The 22,059-nt window shown below is 36.8% G+C and carries 21 protein-coding genes; 6 read left to right on the top strand and 15 right to left on the bottom strand.

Going from position 1 to position 22,059, the window contains the following annotated elements; translation table 11 throughout:
- Nucleotides 1-185 precede the first annotated feature (185 nt).
- From MKY65_RS06665 to MKY65_RS06655, 3 genes are read left to right on the top strand one after another with little or no spacing between them, the layout of a single operon-like run.
- Complete coding sequence (locus MKY65_RS06665) at nt 186-977, top strand: hypothetical protein (protein WP_339183429.1); 792 nt, start codon at nt 186-188, stop codon at nt 975-977.
- 2 nt (nt 978-979) lie between these two features.
- The gene (locus MKY65_RS06660; RefSeq protein WP_339185142.1) at nt 980-1,438 is read left to right on the top strand and encodes a hypothetical protein; all 459 of its coding nucleotides are present in this window, start codon (nt 980-982) and stop codon (nt 1,436-1,438) included.
- A gap of 55 nt (nt 1,439-1,493) precedes the next feature.
- Nucleotides 1,494-2,042, top strand: a complete 549-nt coding sequence (locus MKY65_RS06655) for a CBO0543 family protein (RefSeq protein ID WP_339183427.1) — start codon at nt 1,494-1,496, stop codon at nt 2,040-2,042.
- Between the two features lie 104 nt (nt 2,043-2,146).
- Here MKY65_RS06655 and MKY65_RS06650 read toward each other — a convergent pair whose 3' ends face one another.
- The 4 genes from MKY65_RS06650 to MKY65_RS06635 form a co-directional block, all read right to left on the bottom strand.
- Nucleotides 2,147-3,589, bottom strand: a complete 1,443-nt coding sequence (locus tag MKY65_RS06650; protein ID WP_339183425.1) for a M20 family metallopeptidase — start codon at nt 3,587-3,589, stop codon at nt 2,147-2,149.
- 110 nt (nt 3,590-3,699) lie between these two features.
- Entirely contained in the window at nt 3,700-4,155 is a 456-nt protein-coding gene (locus tag MKY65_RS06645; protein ID WP_339183422.1) for a hypothetical protein, read from the bottom strand.
- The gene (locus MKY65_RS06640) at nt 4,152-4,973 is read right to left on the bottom strand and encodes a DUF3100 domain-containing protein (RefSeq protein ID WP_339183420.1); all 822 of its coding nucleotides are present in this window, start codon (nt 4,971-4,973) and stop codon (nt 4,152-4,154) included. Before MKY65_RS06640 ends, MKY65_RS06645 begins: the two co-directional genes overlap by 4 nt.
- 28 nt (nt 4,974-5,001) lie before the next feature.
- Nucleotides 5,002-6,453: a M20 family metallopeptidase gene (locus MKY65_RS06635; RefSeq protein WP_339183418.1), complete on the bottom strand. Its 1,452-nt coding sequence runs from the start codon at nt 6,451-6,453 to the stop codon at nt 5,002-5,004.
- Nucleotides 6,454-6,587: 134 nt separating this feature from the next.
- Between MKY65_RS06635 and MKY65_RS06630 the strand changes: the two genes are divergently transcribed.
- Nucleotides 6,588-8,615 (top strand): helix-turn-helix domain-containing protein, encoded by a 2,028-nt coding sequence (locus tag MKY65_RS06630; RefSeq protein ID WP_339183415.1) that lies wholly within the window; start codon nt 6,588-6,590, stop codon nt 8,613-8,615.
- A gap of 107 nt (nt 8,616-8,722) precedes the next feature.
- Here MKY65_RS06630 and MKY65_RS06625 read toward each other — a convergent pair whose 3' ends face one another.
- Together MKY65_RS06625 and MKY65_RS06620 are read right to left on the bottom strand one after the other, a co-directional pair.
- Nucleotides 8,723-9,145: a DUF1801 domain-containing protein gene (locus tag MKY65_RS06625; RefSeq protein WP_339183413.1), complete on the bottom strand. Its 423-nt coding sequence runs from the start codon at nt 9,143-9,145 to the stop codon at nt 8,723-8,725.
- A gap of 4 nt (nt 9,146-9,149) precedes the next feature.
- Complete coding sequence (locus MKY65_RS06620; RefSeq protein ID WP_339183411.1) at nt 9,150-10,067, bottom strand: VOC family protein; 918 nt, start codon at nt 10,065-10,067, stop codon at nt 9,150-9,152.
- Between the two features lie 249 nt (nt 10,068-10,316).
- On the opposite strand from MKY65_RS06620, the gene MKY65_RS06615 reads away from it, so the two are divergent.
- A complete protein-coding gene (locus MKY65_RS06615; RefSeq protein WP_339183409.1) occupies nt 10,317-11,510 on the top strand; it encodes an MFS transporter in 1,194 nt (397 codons plus the stop codon).
- A 92-nt stretch (nt 11,511-11,602) separates the two neighbouring features.
- Here MKY65_RS06615 and MKY65_RS06610 read toward each other — a convergent pair whose 3' ends face one another.
- On the bottom strand, nt 11,603-11,998 hold the full coding sequence (locus MKY65_RS06610) for an acyl-CoA thioesterase (protein ID WP_339183407.1): 396 nt from the start codon (nt 11,996-11,998) through the stop codon (nt 11,603-11,605).
- Between the two features lie 408 nt (nt 11,999-12,406).
- Between MKY65_RS06610 and MKY65_RS06605 the strand changes: the two genes are divergently transcribed.
- Complete coding sequence (locus MKY65_RS06605) at nt 12,407-13,165, top strand: IclR family transcriptional regulator (RefSeq protein WP_339183404.1); 759 nt, start codon at nt 12,407-12,409, stop codon at nt 13,163-13,165.
- 69 nt (nt 13,166-13,234) lie between these two features.
- Here the strand turns inward: MKY65_RS06605 and MKY65_RS06600 are convergent, their stop codons facing one another.
- From MKY65_RS06600 to MKY65_RS06565, 8 genes are all read right to left on the bottom strand, one after another.
- Nucleotides 13,235-15,133: a TRAP transporter permease gene (locus MKY65_RS06600; protein ID WP_339183402.1), complete on the bottom strand. Its 1,899-nt coding sequence runs from the start codon at nt 15,131-15,133 to the stop codon at nt 13,235-13,237.
- 120 nt (nt 15,134-15,253) lie between these two features.
- Nucleotides 15,254-16,219, bottom strand: coding sequence for a TAXI family TRAP transporter solute-binding subunit (locus MKY65_RS06595; protein WP_339183399.1), 966 nt, complete (start codon nt 16,217-16,219; stop codon nt 15,254-15,256).
- Between the two features lie 38 nt (nt 16,220-16,257).
- Nucleotides 16,258-17,109: a 3-hydroxyacyl-CoA dehydrogenase NAD-binding domain-containing protein gene (locus MKY65_RS06590; RefSeq protein ID WP_339183397.1), complete on the bottom strand. Its 852-nt coding sequence runs from the start codon at nt 17,107-17,109 to the stop codon at nt 16,258-16,260.
- Between the two features lie 18 nt (nt 17,110-17,127).
- Complete coding sequence (locus tag MKY65_RS06585) at nt 17,128-18,321, bottom strand: thiolase family protein (RefSeq protein WP_339183395.1); 1,194 nt, start codon at nt 18,319-18,321, stop codon at nt 17,128-17,130.
- Nucleotides 18,322-18,345: 24 nt separating this feature from the next.
- Entirely contained in the window at nt 18,346-19,119 is a 774-nt protein-coding gene (locus tag MKY65_RS06580; RefSeq protein WP_339183393.1) for an enoyl-CoA hydratase-related protein, read from the bottom strand.
- 37 nt (nt 19,120-19,156) lie between these two features.
- Nucleotides 19,157-19,921 (bottom strand): enoyl-CoA hydratase/isomerase family protein, encoded by a 765-nt coding sequence (locus MKY65_RS06575; protein WP_339183390.1) that lies wholly within the window; start codon nt 19,919-19,921, stop codon nt 19,157-19,159.
- Between the two features lie 31 nt (nt 19,922-19,952).
- Nucleotides 19,953-20,735, bottom strand: a complete 783-nt coding sequence (locus MKY65_RS06570) for an enoyl-CoA hydratase-related protein (RefSeq protein WP_339183388.1) — start codon at nt 20,733-20,735, stop codon at nt 19,953-19,955.
- 21 nt (nt 20,736-20,756) lie between these two features.
- Nucleotides 20,757-21,977 (bottom strand): CoA transferase, encoded by a 1,221-nt coding sequence (locus tag MKY65_RS06565; RefSeq protein ID WP_339183386.1) that lies wholly within the window; start codon nt 21,975-21,977, stop codon nt 20,757-20,759.
- Between the last annotated feature and the right edge of the window lie 82 nt (nt 21,978-22,059).

The raw sequence follows: 22,059 nt of genomic DNA, 5'->3' as shown, positions 1-22,059 counted from the left end.
TTGGATAAATACATGTATATCGCTGCCTTTGCAGAAAGTTAACTGAATGGAAAATTCATTTGACATGGATTGTATATATTCAACAACATGAATCCCCTATAAAATCCCAATTGATAGGACAGTCCGTATAAAACATTCGTTAAAAGGAAAAGATGTTAAAAAATAGGAAAACGAGGAGAACCTTCATGGATAATCATGTAACCGATAATACCGCCAGACGTTATAAAGCACATGTCAGTATTCTTGGCACCACACAGCTTCATCTAAGAAGTCCTTCGATTATTGCGTGGTGGAGCGCTGCTTATCCAGGGTTCGGCCACCTGCTTTTATCGAAATACCTTCGCGGATTTGTTTTATTTATTTGGGAAGTGTTTATTAATTTGAATGCGAACATTAATTTAGCCATTCTTTATTCTTTTCAGGGCAAGTTTGAAATGGCTACGAACGTACTTGACTCTCGCTGGCTTCTAGCCTATTTACCTGTCTATTTCTTTGCTATCTGGGACAGTCACCGAACAACGGTAGATATGAACAAAGTTTATCTTCTGGCAGAGCGTGAAGACCATCATTTCAATCTATTTAGTATTGGATCGATGGAAATCAACTACTTAGATAAGAGTAACCCCATGATGGCTGCCATTTGGTCAGCTTTTGTGCCGGGTTTGGGACAGCTTTATATCCATAGACTTGTTACGGCACTCTTCGTTATCAGCTGGACGGTTATCTTTTTGTATTTATCACATCTGCTTGAAGCTGTCACACTTTTGATTTTAGGAGACCTCAGTCAGTCCACTGCTGTTTTAAGAGAGGAATTTTTGCTTATGTTACCTTCTATCTATGGATTTTCGATTTATGATGCGTATGTCAACACGGTGGAAAATAATAAACTTTTTGAAAAAGAACAACGGAAATTCTTAAAGGAAAATTATCAGGACGCTAGTTTTCAAATTCTAAAGGGAGAGAAAGTGAATGAATAATGATGCAAGTTTACGCCGCATTAGAAAATAGTATTTATATAGAAATGGCTATTGCCACGCTTGAAAAAAATGGAATTCCTAAAGCGAATATTTATGCGGTTCCTCTTGATAATCGCAGTGAAGATCGCAAGTTGTTTGATAGTTTGCATAACTCTGATGGTACCTCATTGATTGATATAGGGGTAGCACTTGCTACAGCTTTTTCTGTTATCGGGACCAGTATCGGTTTTGAATTAGCTTGGGGACCGATTTATTGGGGACTGATTGCTTCGCTTATTGGATTCGTTTTAGGTGTCGCCATCAGGCTGTATACAGAAAAGGTTTTCAAGAAACGAAAAAGACTTTTAAAAAGAAAGCGTCCAGAGGTCATTCTTATTATTGAATGCGAGAAAGCAATGGCTGAGTTAGTGGAAAATATTCTATTGGAACATTTAGCATTAGGCGTAGCAAAAGTAAAATAATCCTTCGCCTGTTTTCATTATTTTATTATTGCTTTTAATGAAGGAGAGTATATTTATGCAATCAGCTCGGAGCGAAGTGGTTGAATTATTACAACAGTATAGAGAACTAAGAACGGAGTACTGGTTACATGAGAACTTATTTACCATCAGCTGGTGGATTCTTTTTGTCACTACTGTCGGTATTTTTATTGTATGGTTCATTATTTTAGACAAAAAAAGAATATTTGAGATTGTCACATACGGTTTTTTTGTTACCGCTGTGGGAGTAATCGGGGACGCAATAGGGGTTTCTTTGATGCTATGGCATTATCCCAACACCTTATTGCCTGTTTCTCAGATTGCTGAGGTACATACCATCCAAATGCCAATCATTTATATGCTTGTCTATCAGTATTTTCATTCCTGGAAATCCTTTATCATTGCCTCTGCCATAAATGCTTTTGTTTTCGCATTTATGCTGGAACCACTTCTGGTCTGGTTACAGATATATGAACTGCATGGTTGGAAACATATCTACTCCTTTTTCCCTTATATCCTGATAGCGGTTGTATTCAAATTGGTGGTGAATAAATTTAAAAAACTGGACCGGTATTATGAATCTTAAAATGCTCCCTTTATCGTGTAAAAGCAGTTTTCATCTTTCTCTGCCAATGATAAAGGGAGCATAGATTTTGTTTCTTATTTCAACAAGAATTGGCTTTTCCCAGCCTATTTACGAAGCATAGAAGGTAAATCCTGGTCTTCCGGCAACAAGGACACATAGTTTTCCGGACCTGCTTCACGATCGCGAAGCTCTTTCGCGGCATCCTCGAGAACCTCTGGATTTTGCAGCACATCAATGATGGTGCTGGCGATTGCTTTTCCTGCATAAAGCATTCCTTTTTTAGCATAGGAAGTCTTCCCTTGCGATACAACCTGCCACGTATGGAATGGCGTCCCAAAAGTCCAGGTTGCTGCCATCAGCTGTGCAGTAGGCGTCACCCAGCTGACCGCTCCAACATCAGTAGAGCCTGATCCTTTGACATATTCCTGCGCCTCGCGATAGGCATCCACTTCATGAATAAGCGGGCGTGCTGCTAGTTCCTTCGCTACATCCTTGCCGACCAAGGATGCAGCAAAAGCAATATCATCTTCATTTAATGTATTATAGTATTTCTTGCTTAATTCTAGCTCTTCTGCTGTAAAATGCGGACGCTCTAAGGCCTTCATATTTTTATGGAGCATTTTATCTAACGTTGCATTTTGAACAAGATTAGAGCATACGCCCTCGATACGGTGTTCCATAGAGGTTTCTGTCATTAACGCAGCGCCCTCCGCAATTTTTATGAGTCGTTTAAACAAAGCACGCGCCTGATCTGCATGCGGAGCACGTACAAAATAAGAAACCTCTGCTTCTTTTTGGACAACATTTGGAGACATTCCTCCAGAGTTCGTAATCGCATAATGAACACGAGCTTCATCAATCATATGCTCACGCATGTAGTTGGCGCCGACATTCATTAATTCCACCGCATCAAGCGCACTTCTTCCCAGTTCTGGTGAAGCTGCTGCGTGAGAGCTTATCCCTTTAAAAGTAAAGGTAGAGTGGATAACTGCCAGAGATGGTCCATGGAATAATCCGTTTGTGTAATGCGGATGCCATGAAAAAGACGCAGCCACATCATCAAATAACCCCGCTTTAACCATATATGTTTTGGCATAGCCGCTTTCCTCTGCCGGACAGCCATAATAACGGATGGTTCCTTCTAAATGATTTTTCTCTAAATATTCTTTTACCGCAACAGCCGCTGACATTGATCCAACGCCAAGCAGATTATGCCCGCAGCCATGCCCTGGTCCATAAGGTACTTCTGGATCAAATTCTGTCACACCGGCTTTTTGGCTTAACCCGGGTAAAGCATCATATTCTCCTAAAATTGCAATAACTGGACCGCTGTTCCCAAAGCTGGCAGTAAATGCAGTTGGAATATCCGCTCCCCCGCGTTCTACCTGAAAACCTTGCTCTTCCATAAAATCAGATGAGTATTGGAAAGACTTTTCTTCTTCATAACGAATTTCAGGTGTTTCCCAAATTTGGTCGCTTACTTTAAAGAAAGCTTCCCGCTTCTGTTCGATAATTTCTTCGATTTGTTTTACAACATCTTTACTCATTGTTTTCATACATCCCTTTCTACAATGACTTCACTATATATTTTATAGCAAAGCAGGTTGCGTTGTATAATTTTTGGTTCTTTTTATATTTTTAAGAGGATGTTCAGCTATTAAACTATACCTTGAATTCTTAAAACGATTTCTGCAATGATCGCTGATCCCAAAAACGTACCTAAGAATACCATTGAACCAATTACAATACTCTTCCAACCCAATTTCGTGAAATCAGCCAATGAATTACCAATTCCGATAGCGGCATACGCTAACAGCGGTGTAGTAAATGCTTGAATATCTATAGCGCTTGCCCATTCAATAACTTGCTCAGAACCAGGCGTTATCGGCAAGGAGACAATAACGGATATCCCTGCAACGTAAAGAATGCCTGGTATCGTCTTCCACGGAATAATCATTTTTAAAGCAAAGCCGGCTGCAGCAATTAAAATAATAACCAGTATTCCCATTAAGGCGTCTGTCGGGACAACTTCATAACCAATCCAATTTCCTATCAAAACAATAATTGCTGATAAAATCAAAGCCAATATCGTATGAAATAATTGTTTGCTCATGATCCTGCCTCCCTCTTTTCTTCCTCTTCCTTATCAGGCTTTCTTTTCGTTAATAGATGATACATCTTTTCTGCCAGCGGAAGTGCAATAAAAATAGATACAAAAAAGCCTGTCGCAACGGATAAAATCATACTGGCCGAGGCTAAAGATTGAATCTCTGCGGCCATTTCCGGGTATACAGCTGACAGAGAACTGCTTGATGCAGCCATCATACTGGCGCTCCCGACCCCTGATGCCATCGCAAGTGCCAACGGGTTTAATGGAGTAAAACTAGCCAATAAACTTGCCATTAACCCGAAGAATACGGCTCCAAAGATCGACCCGAATAAGTATATTGAAAAAACACCTCTTGTTTCTGGAGAATTAAAACCAAATTTATCATTTATAATAGCCAAACTGCCTTCTCTTGCAATGGAAAATGTCATTCCAATCGCTTCCCGCTTTACTCCTAATAAAATCGCAAGGGGGAGGCCCAGTAAAACAGTACCGAGGTTTCCAATTTCCTGCAGTAAAATAGCCGGGCCTACCTGAACAATCATGCTAATTGCCGGGCCAATATTCAGACTTACTTTTGCAACAAGCAACCCTATTAAAGCTGTTGTCATTATTTCTGAATGCTTAAATTGCTTCTCCTTGATAACCGGAGTAAATACCATTGCAATTCCCAATATAAACGCATAAATCATTGGCAGGATAAGAATCATTCCAGCTCCAAGTTCAAATGAAATGGTGCCGATTGACTCTGAAAGCAATACAATCAAAAGAGCTGCAGCATGCAGCCGCCAATCTTTTAAGTATCCTGGAATTTGTTTCAACATGTTGTCTTCCCCCTCTAGTTACGATATCTTAATTTTTAATTAATGACGGCAATTCTTGTTCTTCCGGCAAAAGCGATTGATAATTTTCTGGGCCTGCCTCACGTTCATACAATTCTTTAACAGCATCTTCTAATACTTCCGGCTTGCAGAGTATATCAATAACCGTGCTGGCAATTGCTTTACCTGCAAAGAGCATGCCTTTTTTTGCATAGGTTGTCTTTCCTTGAGATACGACTTGCCATGTATGAAATGGTGTTCCATAGGTCCAGGTTGCTGCAGTGAGCTGTGCAGTTGGTGTTACCCAACTCACTGCACCTACATCGGTCGACCCTGCCCCTTTTCTATACTCCGGTGCTTCTGTATACGGTGTGATTTCATGGATAAGCGGCCTTTCCGCCAATTCTTCCGATCTTTTCTTCCCAACTAGCTGTGCAGCAAAAGCTTTATCATCTTCATTCAATGTTGCGTAATATTTTTTGCTTAATTCTATTTCTTCCTCAGTAAATCCATCTTGCTGCAGCTCCTGCATATTTTTATGCAGCAGTTTGTCCAATACCGAATTCTGAACAAGATTAGAACATGCTCCTTCAATTCGATAAGTCATTTTTGTTTCTGTCATCAACGCTGCCCCTTCTGCAATTTTATTCAGACGTTTAAATAACGCACGAGCTTGTTCTGCATGCGGGGCACGAACAAAATAAGAAACCTCTGCCTCCTGCTGGACAACATTCGGAGACTTTCCGCCAGTATTCGTAATCGCATAATGTACACGGGCTTCGTCAATCATATGTTCGCGCATGTAGTTCGCTCCTACATTCATCAGTTCGACAGCATCCAATGCACTTCTTCCAAGTTCCGGAGAAGCAGAGGCATGAGAGCTCTTCCCTTTAAAAGTGAACGTAGCATGAATCACCGCTAAGGATGGTCCATGGAATAAAGAATTAGAATAATGAGGATGCCAGGAAAAGGATGCTGCTACATCATCAAACAGTCCAGCTTTGACCATATACGTTTTTGCATAGCCGCTCTCTTCTGCAGGACAGCCATAATAACGAATCGTTCCTTCCAGATTATTGTTCTCTAAGTATTCTTTTACAGCAACAGCTGCTGCCATTGCACCTACGCCAAGTAAATTATGTCCGCACCCGTGTCCTGCTCCATTTGTTTCAACGGGGATATATTCTGTCACACCTGCTTTTTGGCTGAGTCCCGGTAAGGCATCATATTCTCCTAATATGGCAATTATCGGTTCCGAATTTCCAAAGCTTGCCACAAATGCTGTCGGAATTCCAGCCACACCGCGTTCCACCTGAAATCCCTGCTGTTCCATAAAATCAGAGGAATAAGCAGCAGACTTTTCTTCTTCAAACCGTATCTCTGGTGTGTGCCAAATCTGATCGCTTACTTTAAAAAATGCTTCTCGTTTTTCTTCGATAATTGCTTCAATTTGACTCGTAACTTGGTTTTCAACTGTCTTCATGCTTTTTCGCCTCCATATATAATATTAATAATTATCTTATAGTAAAAATAATTGCAATAATAGTGTATAAACATCTATAATTAATTAAAATATATGTATATTCATCTATCTTCTTACTCTGAAAGGAGCTAATTATGTCAAATAACCTCACATTCATGCTTGATGTTCCTTATCAGTTATGGCAAAAAAATAACTCGAACCGATTTAAACAAATAGATAATCACGAATTACCTATCTTTGAACCGCCAACTCATTTTCCCTTACTTACAAATGATATCGCCTATACCGACGGGGGGTTAAAAACAAGTCAAGACATCCATTTTCAATATGCGTATGATGTACGTTATGTCCTTCGGCTCCCTTCTTCTTATAAGCTTTCTGACGGTATGGAAGCACAACTTTCCAGTGAGCTCCCTTTTTATGCTCAAAGAATCATGGAACAAACTCAAAAAAGACTGCTGTTGAAGATTTACGATTGTATCAATGCCATTACAGCTTTAACCAATCTGGATGAATTACTTTCTAAAATGATTGACACAACAATGGAAGTTATCCCTGAAGCGGATGTTGGCGTGTTATGGGTTTATGATGAAGAGGAAAAATGCCTAAAAGTCAGAAAAGCATCCTCCTTGGTTGATAACAAGACAATGAAGCATATGAGAATGAAGCCTGGGGAAGGGATGATTGGTTCCGTATTTCAGGAGGGGGAGGCTAAAATATATCAGACAAGCAGTGAAGTTTTCCAAGCAAGTGCGAATATGTCTAATATGAATCTTCGTTATTTGGGAAGGGCTTATTCTTTTAAAGATGTAAAATCTGTTATATGTGCTCCAGTCAAAGTACAGCAAAAAACTAAATGCGTTCTGATTCTTTATCAATTTAAACAAGCAACGTTTGATAAATCTGAATTGGAATTGCTCAAAAATTTCGCTGATCAAATCAGTATTGCGTTACATAATTCGAATATTTTTGAAGCGATGCAGAAACAAAATCACCTGTTACAAAAACGGACAGAAATTCACGAACGACTCGTGAAGCTTTCCTTAGAAAATAAAGGAATTTACCACATCAAACATGCTTTAGAAAAAATTATTGGTTTTTCTTTTTCATTGATCGATGCTTTCCATTTTTCTATTGATGAAGATGAAAATGAGGCTTTCTATCTTATTGATAAACACCTCGAAAAATGGAATGACAGCAAGTCCTTAAGTACATCATTCTATGTCCGGTCTCCCAAGAATTATTTACATCAGGTGTATCCTATCGTGGGTTCAAGTACCTGTTTGGGATACGTTGTTTTTGAAGCAAAAATGACCCTGTCTTCCACACAGCGAATGGTGCTGGAACAAGGTATTCCTATCCTGGCACTTGAATTTACACATCGGCAAACAGAAACAAACAATCAGTTTAAAGTCTCCGAAGAAGCCTTTCAGCATTTACTTCTTGCCAAGACAAATGCGGAGTTGTTAGAAGCGGCCAAAAAGCTTAAACTGGAGAAAACACAGCCTGTATTTGCACTTATATTCGAAGTGGCATTGGATATGAATCCCACATTTATAAACTTATATATGCAACGTTTTTTACATTTTCTTAAAAACCAGCTGGAAAAGCACCTACATGTTCTATATACGCAGGATTCATCCATCATTACCTTGCTGAAGGCTTCCACTGCACAAGAAGCAGAAATGCTTGTTTCTAAAGTACTTTCTAATACTTCCGTGAGAGCACGCGCGGGAATTGGAGGAAGAGCAGTGCAGTTTGGTCAAATTAGCAAAAGTTATAAAGAAGCTTATAAAGCGCTAAACCAGCTGCAGGAAAAAAAGGTATGGAACAAGCACTTAAATTTCAAAGATATCGGAATCAATCAGCTCTTCCTATCTCATTCAGAAGATGAAATACGATCTTTTGTCGATGATTTTTTTGAACCAATCATGGCTCCTAACGGAAATGACTCACATCTCGTTGAAACACTGCAAATTTATATGCAGCATAACCAGAGTATGCAGGAAACGGCAAAAGCTCTTCATATTCACGTTAATACATTATATCAGCGTATTCATAAAATCGAATCCGCTCTTCAGATTTCTTTAAAAGATTCAGAGGATGTGCTAAATGCTCAGCTAGCCTGCTACTTAAAAGAACACTGGGTAATTGATGCTTGATTCAGAAGGAATGATAAAATAAATAAGCCGTAGGAATGATTGATTTCATACGGCTTATTATCCTTCTGGCCTTGCTCGAATCTTCGGACGGTAACAAAGAGATTCTTCTACTTTTCCGGATACTTCTCCTGTAAAAATGTCACCGATTGCTTGATTAATTCCTTTAATACCTCTTCATCAATATCTGCTACTTTGTTAATATACACACAGGCCTTGCCAGTGGTATGCTTGCCAAATTTCGCAAGCAAATGCTCCCGCTCTGTATCACCTGTCGCAAAATAAAGACTGATTTTTGCTTTACGCGGAGAGAAGCCGACTAATGGGGCATCTCCTTCATGACCAGAATCATATTTATAATGATACCTGCCAAAACCGATAATGCTCGGCCCCCACATTTTTGCCTCAAACCCCGTCGTTTCTGTAAATAAATCCAGCAGACGGTATGCATCCTCCCGCTTCTTCAGCTGCTCTACCTGCTCAATAAATTCAATGACACTGCTATCTGTTTCTTTCGTTTTTAATTGATACATCTTACTACCCCCTATACGCCTTTCGCAATGTCTCTATATCCAATTTTTTCATTGGCATCATTGCCTGATTCACTCTGGCAATTTGTTCCGTTGTGGCATTCTTCCCCATCAATTCATCCATCTCACTTGGGGAAATCTGCCAGGAAACACCGAACTTGTCCTTCAACCAGCCGCATTGCTCTGCTTCAGGTACAGCTGTCAACTGTTCAAAATAATGATCAATCTCTTCCTGTGTATCACAGTTAACCAGCAAAGAAACAGCTTCGTTAAATTGAAAACCATGCTCCAATCCGCTATCCATTGCCGTTATCCAGACATTTTCAAGTGCAAAATCTGAAAACATAACCGTGCCTTCCTTATTGGGTTCCATTCCTGCCGGGTAATAAGCCATGTTCCCTTTTTTACTGTCGTTAAAAATAGATAAATAAAATTGAACGGCTTCCTCTGCTCTTCCTGCATTTCCCCCTGTAAACATCATGGATGGCAGAATTGGCGGGCGCTCCTCGCCTTCCGGGTTCGTCAAAATAAGCTGCCAGGACAATCCATATTTATCTTGTATCCAGCCATATTTTTTACTAAAAGGGTACGAGTCAAGCGGCATCAGCGGTACACCGCCATCAGACAGCTTTTCCCAAACGGCTTCAAGCTGTTCGGCAGCGTTTTTATCTCTTGCTGGATCAAAATTTACCATAAACGAAATGGATGGATTGAATGAGAAATAAGGCCCTGCACTGATTGCCATAAATCGCTGCCCCCATAAATCAAAAGAAACCAAATCGCAATCTCCTGATGGGGTGTCTGGAATAACCGATTCACTGATTATCTGCGAATCTGGAAAAATGGACGTATAAAATGCCGCTGCCTCTTTTGCTTCTTTATCAAACCAAAGATGGGGCACAATGTTGTTTGTGTCTGCTGTCATTATTATATCCTCCTTCACGGAATCAAGATTCTTTTATTATACCATTTTTTAGCTTTTCTACTTCTTTTCATTTGCTCTTATTTACAGCTTCAAAAAACCTATTTTTTACACAGCAAGCATTTGCTCTGCGCTTCCATTAATCTGAAAATTATTTCTTTATTTTTTTCAAACAGATACCTAGACAATAGGTCTCTGTTCCACTATGATAGTGCTATTGTTTTTTTAGACGGACAGAAAGGAAGTGTTAAAATGACGATGAAATTCTCCCGTAATACGATTCTATTTGTATTTATGATTGGTACATTTGCGATTGGCATGACAGAGTATGCCGTTACTGGTTTATTAACACAGTTTGCGGCGGATTTAGATGTGCCCGTTTCAACCACTGGATTATTGCTCAGCGTTTATGCTATCAGTGTTGCTGTCTGTGGCCCGCTGCTTCGGATATTAACAGTCAAATTTTCACCGAAGCCGCTGCTTATCGCACTTATCTCCATCTTTATTATAAGTAATATGATTGCGGCCACCGCACCAACCTTTGAGGTACTGCTACTTTCCAGGCTCTTTTCTGCAATTATGCATGCCCCATTCTTTGGATTATGCATGAGCATGGCAGTTGAAATTTCCCAGCCTCATAAACGTACCAGCTCCATTGCTGCTGTGCAGGGCGGACTGACGATTGCCATTATGCTTGGTGTTCCTTTTGGTTCCTATATCGGAGGCGTACTTGATTGGAGACTCGTTTTCTGGTTTATTGCAGCGATGGGCGTTATTAATTTAATTGGTCTTATGATTGTGACACCAAATATAAAGCAAAACGAAACTCCTAAGTTAAAAAATGAAATGGCAGTATTAAAGAATAAAAATGTCTGGATGCTGATTGCCGTTATTGTCTTTGGCTTTTCCGGGGTATTTACCGCTTATACGTTTACGGAGCCCATGCTAAGGGAAATTGCAGGCTTTGATGTAACCAGTATTACGATTGCATTATTCCTCTTTGGGCTTGGCGCAGTTATTGGGAATTTTGTTTCTGGAAGTATTCAGCCTGAAGTACTGACGGAGCGGTTAATCGTGGCGATGACTATTTTAGGCACTGTGCTGATTGCCATTACGTTCTTATTTATGAACCCAATCTTGACGTACGTTGCCTGCTTCTTATTTGGTGCCGGAACCTTTGGAACCACACCAATATTAAATGCAAAGATTATCTTGGCAGCAACAGAAGCTCCAGCCTTATCGGGAACGATAGCTGCATCTGTATTTAATTTAGCAAATTCGATTGGAGCAACATTAGGCAGTCTCTTATTAACGAATCAATTTTCATACAGAGAAATCACCTTTGTCGCCGGCGGAATGATTTTCTTTGGCGTTGTTCTGATGTTTGTTACGCATAAAATTGAGGATAAGTCTTTATTTAGAGTTTCTGAAGAGGCTTATGAATAGCTATAATTATAGGAAAAGAACGGTTCACTTTATACTAAAATGAGCCGTTCTTTTTGTATATGATTATCGAAGTTATTATAAAAGAGATAACTCTACTTGAAATTACGTGCTATCTCTTCAATTACCTTTATGCTTTTTCTATTTATAGTATCAAACATAACAATCGTAACAGTGGCGTTTGTCAAGCATTCATGGTTTTGATTATAAATATTTTGGTTTAATAAATAGCTTTTATTTCCTAGCCGAAGAGGGCGAGTAATAATAATTAAAGAATCCCCTAATCTTGCCTCTTTCAAAAAGTTAATTTCTATCTTTCTAATAACATTGCCTATATTTCTTTTTTGTTTTTCTTCTAATGATAGGCCAGCTTTATGGTACCATTCCTTCCGTGCTATTCCAAAATAGGAAGAATAAACGCTATTATTTACATGGCCTAAATTATCAATATCTTTTTCCATCACATCAATATTTGTTATTGTTTCTAACATTTTTCCCCTACTTTCTAGTTATAATAACCTTAAATTGAATTACATATATAATAATATTCTAATTTTTTAAAGCAAATTAATCTTTAATCTTTACAGTATTCAGAAAAAAACATATAATATGATTATCGTATAAAAAAACCGATAATCGTATTGTATAACTTTTATCAGTTTTTTTCAATTATTTATTAAATTCATTACTGTAATATATCAATGAAATTCTTAATTTTAGGGCCTATCGCTTAATGAATCCACTATAGTATTGCACTAAAACATATTTTATTATATTTTTACACTAACTGCTAATTATATAAATTCATACTATTAAATTACAAAAGCTTTTTTAATATATGACAAAAATTAATTTATAATTAAACCTATTATGACTTTATACAGAAAGAAGATGATTTAATGATAGACAAGTCAACCTCCCAAACTTTGCAAAGAGGTTTAAAGATTTTAGATCTGTTTGATGAGAAAGACAAAGAATATAATGTAAAAGATTTATCTAATCATTTTGGTTTTTCACCCACTGTTACCTCTCGTCTAGTGAATACGTTAGTAGAAGGCGGGTATCTATCAAGAAATGAAAGCAACGGAAAATATAGATTAGGCTTTAATGCATATAAATTAGGATTAAATGCTAATCCAAACATTTTACTCCAACAATTGGCAACACCATTTTTAGAGGAAGTTGCTGAAAAAACATTAGAAACTGTTAGTATGTATGTTATAAATCCTATAACCTTAAAGGGAATTTGTATTGTTTCAATTGAAAGTTCACAACAAATCAAATTTTCAACTCCTGTAGGTTCAAGTCGTCCTCTACATCACGGAGGGTCAAAAAAAGTGTTACTAGCATTTATGGAACAAAAACACCAGGAGCAAGTTTTCCAAAGGGCTCTTGCAGATGGTTATACTAAAATTGATGATTTAAAACGAGAATTAGAAGAAATAAAAAAAAGGGGATTTGCTTATTCAGAAGGAGAAATATACAATGGTGCGTTTAATATCTCTGTCCCCATCTTTTCTTCTAAACAGGAAATCCTGGCAGGTATATCAATAACTTTTCCGGCTTTTAGAAGAGAGAAAGATACTATTAATATATTTTCTGAATATCTAAAAGAAGCTGCAAAACAAATTGAAAATTCGTTACAAGAATACAATTAAAACTATGAAAAATGAGGTTATAATCCAATCAGATACCTGATTGGATTATAACCTCATTTTCTTAATACTCTATTTAAACGATTCCTTCTTTTTTTCTACTTCATTTGAAACATAGCTTTTACTTGCTTTATGCAAATAAACATAAGCTACAAAGAGTATTGCTATACTTAATCCTACTATATCTGTTACAAACTCTGGAATAATTAATAATAAAGCAGCTACAAACGGTACGGCTCTTTCAATAATATTTAAATCTTTCTTCAACCAACCCACCATTGAAGCTGATAATAAGGTAGTACCTACAATACTAGTAATTAATGTTATAATAATATCTTGTGCATTTCCTATAAATAATAACTCTGGGCCATACACAAAAACAAAAGGAATAATAAAGGCTACTAGACCAATACGTAGAGAACTAAAACTAGTCGCCATAGGGTTGCTACCAGCAATACCAGCTGCCGTATACGATGCAAGAGCTACTGGAGGAGTAATAGGAGCTAAACAAGTATAATAGTAAACAAACATATGTGCTACAATAACTGGAATTCCAACTTCTACTAATGCAGGAGCAGTAAGTACTCCTAATAAAATGTAAGCTGCTGTTGGTGGGAGTCCCATACCTAAAATAATACATGCTACTGTTGTTAGAAGTAGTGTTAGCAACAAAGAACTATCAGCAAGTGCTATCATAAGAGTTGTTAATGAAATACCAATGCCAGTTAAATTTACAATACCAACTACAATTCCGGCAGTACCACAAGCAACTGTCACCATCAACATTGCTTTTGCTCCTTTTTCAAGAGCTTCTATGATAAAATCCCATTTCACTGTTTTACGTTTAAAAATAAAAGTTGAAATAACTAGCGCAATTATCGCCCAAACTGCTGATTTCATTGGTGATGCTTGGGCAATCATTAACATATAAATAAGAACTATTATTCCTATATAAAGATGAATACCCTTTTTAGCAACATCCTTAAAATTAGGTAAATCTTCTTTTTTTAGTCCATTCATTTTACTCTTTGCTGCTTCAAAGTCAACAGACCAGTATACAGATAAGAAATAAAGAAAAGCAGGTATAATAGCTGCTATGACAATTTCATAATAGGGGATACCTGTCATTTCTGCCATTACAAATGCCCCTGCTCCCATAATCGGTGGCATAATAGAACCGCCTGTCGAACCTACAGCTTCGATTCCTCCTGCTACCTTTGGGCTGTACCCCACCCTCTTCATCAGTGGAATTGTGAACTGACCTGTAATACTAACGTTAGCTACTGGACTACCTGAAATTGTTCCTGTTAAAGCACTAGCTAATACTGATACTTTTGCTGGACCGCCTCTAAACTTACCTCCAATAGCAAAAGCTAAATCTATAAAGATTTTACCCGCACCAGTTGCTTCTAAGAATGTCCCAAATAAAATAAACAAAGCGATAAAAGTTGCTGCTACTCCCAAAGTAGTACCCCAAATCCCACTTGTTGACATATAAATAAGAGAGACCATTCTATCATATGAAATATTTCCTATTGAGAACATGCCTGTTAAAAGATGTCCAAAGTAACCATACATTAAGAAAACCACGCCTATTAGAGGTAGAATCCATCCAGTTAGTCTACGAGTAGCCTCTAAAAGCAGAATAATTGTAACTGCTGTAAAAAATTGATCTAGAAAATTAGGGTTTCCAACTCGGTTAAACAAATCTGCATAAGAAAAATAGAGATAAAAACCATTCATTAAGGCAAGAACTGCACTTATATAGTCTAACCAGCGGAATTTAGCTGAATTGCTAATTGGGTAAAGTAAAAATATTAAAATTAATACCAATGTTAAATGCACACTTCGTTGTAACATTGGTGTTAATACTCCAAATCCTCCTGTATAAAGTTGAAATATTGATAGTATTAGCGCAATTGTTAAAACAACTTTTTTTACATTGTTATTTCCCACGACCGCCTTAGACATATTGCCACTCCTTTCTTTTATCTATAACTTTTTTTCTTCAACAAAAAAGTGATATGAGATATTTCAATAATAATCTTGGTAATCTGACTCATATAAGAAGTCATTCTCAAAAATCTAATATTATTCAATTGCATCAACTTCTTTATAATACTTCTCTGCACCTGGATGTAAAGGAATAGGGTTATTAGTTGCTGTTTCTAAAGAAAAATCCTTAATAGCATCATGTGATGTATTAAACTCCTCTATATTTTCAAAAATTGTTTTTGTGAAAGTGTAAACTATGTCCTCATCTACTTCTGAATTAGTAACGATTTGGGCGTTAACTGAAAGCGTTTCTATATCTTTATCTACACCTTCGTACGTACCAGCAGGAATTGTATATTCACCATAATAAGAATGTGTATCGGAGATTAATTCTTGTTCTTCTTTCGAAAGTGAAATAAGGTTTATGTCTTCAGTTGTTGCTAAATCCATAATTGATGCATTGGGACTACCCGCCCAAAAAAGTATGACATCAACATGATTATCCTTTAAAGCATCAACAGCCTCAGAATATCCAATGAATTGCGGATCAATATCTTTATATTTAATATCTAAAATTTCAAGCATTCGTTTCGTTTTAACCTCATTTCCACTACCTGGTTGCCCAACTACAACTTTTTTACCTTTAATATCTTGTACTGAGGATATATTAGAATCGGCACGTACTACAATTGCTAAAGGCTGATCGTACGCTACAAATACGCCGTTTATATTTTGTGGGTCATCCTCATAATGGTCAGTTCCTTCATATGCATTAATAGCCTCGTCTCCTCCAATTATTGCAAATTCAGCGTCTCCATTGTGTAATAAAGATACATTTTCAACCGAACCACCAGATGCTTGATTTGTTAATTTAATAGTATCTTGACCTCCATTTACAACTTTAGTAATTGAAGCACCAACTGGATAAAGTGTGCCGCCAGTACCACCTGTTGTAATGATTGCGTTATTAGAATTGCTAGCGTCTGAATTACCAGAACAAGCTGCCATTACCATAAAAATAGATGTCAGTAAAATTAAAAACATAATTTTTTTAATTTTCATTTATAAGTCACTCCTAATTTTAATTTATAACAATTAAATCAGCTCTTAGAATAGTTAAAAAATCCTGCACCTGTTTTAACGCCTAATCTTCCAGCTTTTACGTATTTTGTAATTAATGGAGAAGGGCGATATTTTTCGCCTAAAGTTTGGTATAAATATTCCATATTACGCAATCTAGTATCCAACCCAACTAAATCTGCTAGCTCCAATGGTCCCATTGGATGATTTAATCCTAACTTTACGGCTTTATCAATATCTTTAGCTGTCGCTACTCCTTCCATAAGCATATTCATTGCTTCATTTCCTATTAAACAATTCATTCTGCTTGTAATAAATCCTGGAAATTCATTTACTTCTACAGTTTCTTTTTTCATCAATTTAGCTATACCTGTTACATACTCAACAGTCTCTTGAGAAGTATCAAGCCCCTTTATTACTTCTATAAGTTTCATTTTATGAACAGGGTTAAAAAAATGCATTGCTATGACTTTTTCAGGGCGAGAAATATGTGCACCTATCTCAGTTGGACTCATTGTTGATGTATTCGAGGCAAATATTGTACTAGGTGAACATAGTTGATCTAATTTTTGAAAAACCTTTATTTTAACTTCCATTACTTCTAAAACTGCTTCTATGACTAAATCAGCATCTTTTACGCATTCTTCTAACTCTAGCGAAAAAGTCAAGTTATCTTTTCCTTTATTTATATCTTCTTTTGTAAGAAAACCTCTTTGTTCACTCTTCTCCCATTCATCGTATATATATTTTTTAGCATTCTTTAAAGATTCTTGATTTATATCATTTAACGTTACTGTAAATCCACTTATCGCTGCAACATAGGCTATCCCTCTTCCCATCGTTCCAGAACCTATTACTGCAATTTTAGGCATATAATATCTATCCTTCCTTCATAGTCGCAAATTTTCAAAAATTGTAGTTATACCTTGACCGCCAGCAATACAGAGTGTAACTAAACCATATTTCGCCCCTCTACGTTCCATTTCATGTAGCAGTTTTGTTGTTAAAATAGCGCCGGTAGCACCAATAGGATGACCTAACGCTATCGCTCCACCATTAACGTTAACTCTATCTAAATCAAGATTAAGCTCTTTAATAACTGCTAATGATTGAGCCGAAAAAGCTTCATTCAATTCAATTACATCAATTTTATCTAATGTAAGTCCACTCTGTTTTAATGCCTTTTGTGTAGACTGCACAGGGCCAATTCCCATAATTTTGGGTGAGACTCCAACACTTGCATGAGCAACGATTTTTGCTTTAGGAATAATTCCTCTTTCTCTAGCAACATTATAATTCATTAATAGTAGAGCTGAAGATGCATCATTTCTACCTGAAGAATTACCTGCTGTTACTGTTCCTCTATCTTTAAATACAGGATTTAAAGATAATAACTTTTCTAATGTTGTTTCCCTTGGATGCTCATCCTGGCTAAAAATTAAATTATTATTTTTCTTTTTAACCTCATAAGGGACAATTTCATCATCGAAAAGACCATTTTGAATAGCCTTAGCAGCTAGTTCCTGGCTTCGTAATGCAAATTCATCTTGTTCTTGACGCCCGATTTCATATAAGCTTGCTAAATTTTCAGCTGTTTCACCCATTGTTAATTTACCGTATTCCTTGATTGGTTGTGAGTTAGGTTGACTCTCTATATTAGGGTCAAGTAATAGTCCATTCCCAGACCGATATCCAAATCTAGCATCACGAATATAGTAAGGCGTAGTACTCATACTTTCCGCACCTCCAGCTATAATTACATTACTTAACCCCAGTTTAATTTGCATATCAGCATTGTTAATAGCTTGTAGCCCAGAACCACATTGACGATGAATTGTATAAGCAGATACTTTTTCTGGTAAACCTGCTCTTAATAATGCAAGCCGTGCTAAATTGGATGAATCAGCGTTTTGCTTTGCCTGTCCCAAGATAACTTCATCTACTAATTCCGCTGATATTCCAGACCTCTTCAAGGTTTCATTGATAACTTTTTCAGCTAACTGATCAACAAGTACAGTTTTTAATGCTCCACCAAGTCTGCCAATAGGTGTTCTTACTGCGTTAACTATTACAGTTTCGTGCATCTATTTATCTCCTCTCAATAATACTCAATCTTTACTATAACTTGGCTTTCTTTTTTCTAAAAAGGCTTTAATACCTTCTTCTTTTTCTTCTGATGCAAAAGCAATAGTTTGTGCTAGTTTTTCTAACATTAGACCAGTATCTAAATCAATGTCTGCTCCTTTGTTTACTACCATTTTAGCAAGTTGTAATGCCACAGTCCCTTTAGATAATATAGATTCTATTACATTATCTAAAGTCTCTGTTAATTTATGGTTATCAACAGCTTTAGTTACCAGACCAATTCTCTCTGCTTCAATCCCATCTACCATCTTACCTGTTAAAATCATCTCCATTGCTCTGCCTTTACCAATTAATCTTGTTAACCTCTGAGTTCCGCCAGCACCAGGCACAATTGCTAAATTTAATTCCGGCAAACCAACTTTTGCATGGGTTACTGCAATTCTAATATCACAAGCTAAAGCTAATTCCAGACCGCCTCCTAAAGCATGACCATTTATAACTGCTATGGTTACTTTATTCGATTGTTCAATTTTTTTATAAATCCCCTGCATTCCTGGTGCTAACGTTTCTATCATAGTTCTTTCATACAATTCATTTATATCAGCACCAGCTACAAATGCTTTGTCTCCCGCCCCTCTAATTACAATAATCCTAAGTTCAGGTATTGAATTCAATTCATCTAATGCCGTTTCAAGCTCTTTAATAGTAGCATTGTTTAGTGCATTTCTTACTTCTTCTCTATCAATTAGAATTGTACTAATATATTTTTCTTTTTTTAATTTAATATGGTTGAACATTTAATCACCCTCTAATTGCCATCTGCTGAACATAGTTTTATTTTCCTCTCCATACAGGTTTTCTTTTTTCAAGGAAAGCTTTGGCTCCTTCCAACCTGTCTTCGCTTTCATATACATTAGGGCCAATATCTAATTGTAATGATTGATACAAGGGAACATCCATTGTCTTCCAAATAGTTTCTTTTATTCGTTGAACAGAAAGAGGTGCACTTTCACAAATCTCATTTGCTATTTCAGTTGCTCTTTCAAATAATTCAGTATTACTTTCTAATACTTCATCTACTAAGCCAACTTTTAAAGCCTCTTCACTCGAAATTAACTTTCCTGTAAATAGCATTTTAGCTGCAATACTAGGTGATATTAATTTTGGTAAAATGGTAGCGCCAAACGTTGCACCCATCCCTCTTTTTGCTTCTGGCATTCCAATTCTACACCCTGACCTAGCTAAACGTATATCACTTGCCAGCGTTATCTCGCACCCTGCCCCCACTGCAGCCCCATTAATAGCCGATATCACTGGTTTATACGTTTCGATTATTGCATTGAAGAGCCTGCCTCTTAGAGGTTTTCGTTTAAACAATTCAGGGTTTTCTTTCGATTCTTTTAAATCTCTTCCACTACAAAATGCTTTATCACCCTTCCCTATGATAATTAAAACTCTTGCATTCTTATCTTCTTTGAATTCATATAAATATTCTATAAATAAATCAGACATCTCAGAGTTAATTGCATTCCTTTTTTCTGGCCGGTTTAAATATAAAAAACTAATTTGACCTTTCTTTTCGTATTCGATAACACTCATTTCTATCTTCCCCTTTCTACTATGCCTTCAACTATTTCCCCTTGAAATTCGGCTTTCTTTTTTCTTTAAAAGCTATGATTCCCTCATTATGGTCATCTGTTTCTTTTATAATTGCGTAGTGAGATGAAATTAAATCTAATGCCGGTTCAAGTTCCATTGTTCTAGAATATCGTACAGCTCTTTTTGTCATTCTAATAGCAACTTGAGGTCCAGCAGCAATTTTTTCAGCTAGTGCAATACTATTTTGAAGAAAGTTTTCTTTAGTATATACATGGTTCACTATTCCATATTCATAAGCTTTTTCTGCGCTAATAAAGTTCCCGGTCCATAATAATTCTAAAGCTTTTGATTCCCCTGTAATCTGTGGTAAGAAAAAAGCTCCTCCATCGCCTGGAACAAGTCCTACTTTCACATATCCTTCACTTACTTTAGAATTACTTATTATTGTGCGTATATCACACATTAACGCCATATCTAATCCTGCTCCTACTGCAGGACCATTTATTGCAGCAATTACTGGTTTATCTATTCTTTTTAAAGCAAGAGGAATTCGATGAATATTTTTCCAAAGTTTGTTTTTATTATCAATTGGTTTCTGATCTTGTTTCATACCACCTACATCACCGCCTGAACAAAAAGCATCGCCTGAACCAGTAACTAGAATAACATTTATATCGTCATTTTCTTGTGCATGTTCTAGAGCACTTACCCACTCATCTATCATTTCAGCATTAAAAGCGTTCTTCTTTTCAGGGCGATTTAGAGTAATAGTCAAAACATTATTTTCAACTTTTTTTAAAATTGTTTCACTCAATAGTTAATCCTCCTTGTAAATCTAATAAACTTTTTGAAAATCATTTTCATCCTTTTGAAGAATTATTTTTCTCTCTTCTAATAATTCGAGTTGATCTTCTGTCAGGTTTAACATTTCTTGAAGTACTTCTTCCGTATGTTCTCCCAGTAATGGTGCAGGTATTACTTCTTCTAGAGGCGAGTCAGATAAACGAATAGGAGAACCAGGAACTTTAATTTTACCTTCTACAGGATGATTCACTTCACGAATCATTTCTCGATAAATGAGATGTTGATCATCTGCAACTTCTTCTATTGATAACACTGGTGCATGAGGAACACTCGATTCAATCAAAATATCAGAGATTTCTAATTTATCTTTATTAGACGTCCAATCAGTAACTATTTCATCTACAATTGTAGTATTTGCAGACCTATCTACATTTGATTGAAAACGGCTGTCGCTAAGAAGATCATCTCTTTTCATTGCTTTAAGTAAAGATTGCCATTGTCTATCAGCTACACATAGGATAGCGATATGACCATCTTTCGTGGGGTATACATTATAAGGAGCTGTTGCCATACCACTATGCTGATTTCCTGTTCTTTGTGGAACATTTCCACCACTGCTATAGTAAGCCCCTAGAGCTGATGCAAGCGTTGGGTAAATTGCGTCATGCATGGAAACCTCAATCAATTGTCCCTCCCCTGTTTTCTCTCGTTGATAAAGTGCAGTTGTAATTCCTCCAAAAAGGTGAATTCCACCTAAGAAATCACACAAAGCAGGGCCAGCTTTTACAGGAGGCTTATCTGCAAAACCAGTTGTTGCCATCACTCCTCCCATTGCTTGAATCGTTAAATCCATTGCAAGTCTATTAGCATATGGGCCTTCAAGACCATAACCTTTTCCAGAAGCATATATAATTTGGGGATTTACTTCTTTTAGGTCTTCATATCCTAACCCCAAACGATCCATAGCACCAAGAGAGAAATTCTCAACAATGACATCAGCTTTTTTAACTAAATTTAAAAATAACTCCTTGCCTTCTTCTGATTTAAGGTCAATAGATACACTTCTTTTATTGGAATTTAGCATAAGCAATTCATGACTGTCGCCTTTTCTTCTTACTCTCAGATTTTCTCCTTTAAGAGGTTCTATTTTTATAACTTTTGCTCCTTGAAAAGCTAACATCAATGAACAATATGGGCCATTATATATTTGACCTAAATCTAAAACCACTATATCTTCTAATGCTTTTTTCATAACCTCTTCCTCCTTCATATCAATTAGACCTACATATAGAAAGCCTTTTCATTTAATCCGATAATCGGTTTAATAAACCTAA

The organism is Oceanobacillus sp. FSL W7-1293, from assembly GCF_037969815.1.
GTDB lineage: Bacteria > Bacillota > Bacilli > Bacillales > Amphibacillaceae > Oceanobacillus > Oceanobacillus oncorhynchi.
Note: the sequence above shows the minus strand (reverse complement) of the source record. Positions and strands in the feature narration are given on the sequence as shown.

What these genes read in the sequence shown, in the direction of transcription:
- MKY65_RS06665 (WP_339183429.1), top strand. Translation starts at nt 186, where the DNA reads ATGGATAATCATGTAACCGATAATACCGCCAGACGTTATAAAGCACAT.
- MKY65_RS06660 (WP_339185142.1), top strand. Translation starts at nt 980, where the DNA reads ATGCAAGTTTACGCCGCATTAGAAAATAGTATTTATATAGAAATGGCT.
- MKY65_RS06655 (WP_339183427.1), top strand. Translation starts at nt 1,494, where the DNA reads ATGCAATCAGCTCGGAGCGAAGTGGTTGAATTATTACAACAGTATAGA.
- MKY65_RS06650 (WP_339183425.1), bottom strand. Translation starts at nt 3,589, where the DNA reads ATGAGTAAAGATGTTGTAAAACAAATCGAAGAAATTATCGAACAGAAG.
- MKY65_RS06645 (WP_339183422.1), bottom strand. Translation starts at nt 4,155, where the DNA reads ATGAGCAAACAATTATTTCATACGATATTGGCTTTGATTTTATCAGCA.
- MKY65_RS06640 (WP_339183420.1), bottom strand. Translation starts at nt 4,973, where the DNA reads ATGTTGAAACAAATTCCAGGATACTTAAAAGATTGGCGGCTGCATGCT.
- MKY65_RS06635 (WP_339183418.1), bottom strand. Translation starts at nt 6,453, where the DNA reads ATGAAGACAGTTGAAAACCAAGTTACGAGTCAAATTGAAGCAATTATC.
- MKY65_RS06630 (WP_339183415.1), top strand. Translation starts at nt 6,588, where the DNA reads ATGTCAAATAACCTCACATTCATGCTTGATGTTCCTTATCAGTTATGG.
- MKY65_RS06625 (WP_339183413.1), bottom strand. Translation starts at nt 9,145, where the DNA reads ATGTATCAATTAAAAACGAAAGAAACAGATAGCAGTGTCATTGAATTT.
- MKY65_RS06620 (WP_339183411.1), bottom strand. Translation starts at nt 10,067, where the DNA reads ATGACAGCAGACACAAACAACATTGTGCCCCATCTTTGGTTTGATAAA.
- MKY65_RS06615 (WP_339183409.1), top strand. Translation starts at nt 10,317, where the DNA reads ATGACGATGAAATTCTCCCGTAATACGATTCTATTTGTATTTATGATT.
- MKY65_RS06610 (WP_339183407.1), bottom strand. Translation starts at nt 11,998, where the DNA reads ATGTTAGAAACAATAACAAATATTGATGTGATGGAAAAAGATATTGAT.
- MKY65_RS06605 (WP_339183404.1), top strand. Translation starts at nt 12,407, where the DNA reads ATGATAGACAAGTCAACCTCCCAAACTTTGCAAAGAGGTTTAAAGATT.
- MKY65_RS06600 (WP_339183402.1), bottom strand. Translation starts at nt 15,133, where the DNA reads ATGTCTAAGGCGGTCGTGGGAAATAACAATGTAAAAAAAGTTGTTTTA.
- MKY65_RS06595 (WP_339183399.1), bottom strand. Translation starts at nt 16,219, where the DNA reads ATGAAAATTAAAAAAATTATGTTTTTAATTTTACTGACATCTATTTTT.
- MKY65_RS06590 (WP_339183397.1), bottom strand. Translation starts at nt 17,109, where the DNA reads ATGCCTAAAATTGCAGTAATAGGTTCTGGAACGATGGGAAGAGGGATA.
- MKY65_RS06585 (WP_339183395.1), bottom strand. Translation starts at nt 18,321, where the DNA reads ATGCACGAAACTGTAATAGTTAACGCAGTAAGAACACCTATTGGCAGA.
- MKY65_RS06580 (WP_339183393.1), bottom strand. Translation starts at nt 19,119, where the DNA reads ATGTTCAACCATATTAAATTAAAAAAAGAAAAATATATTAGTACAATT.
- MKY65_RS06575 (WP_339183390.1), bottom strand. Translation starts at nt 19,921, where the DNA reads ATGAGTGTTATCGAATACGAAAAGAAAGGTCAAATTAGTTTTTTATAT.
- MKY65_RS06565 (WP_339183386.1), bottom strand. Translation starts at nt 21,977, where the DNA reads ATGAAAAAAGCATTAGAAGATATAGTGGTTTTAGATTTAGGTCAAATA.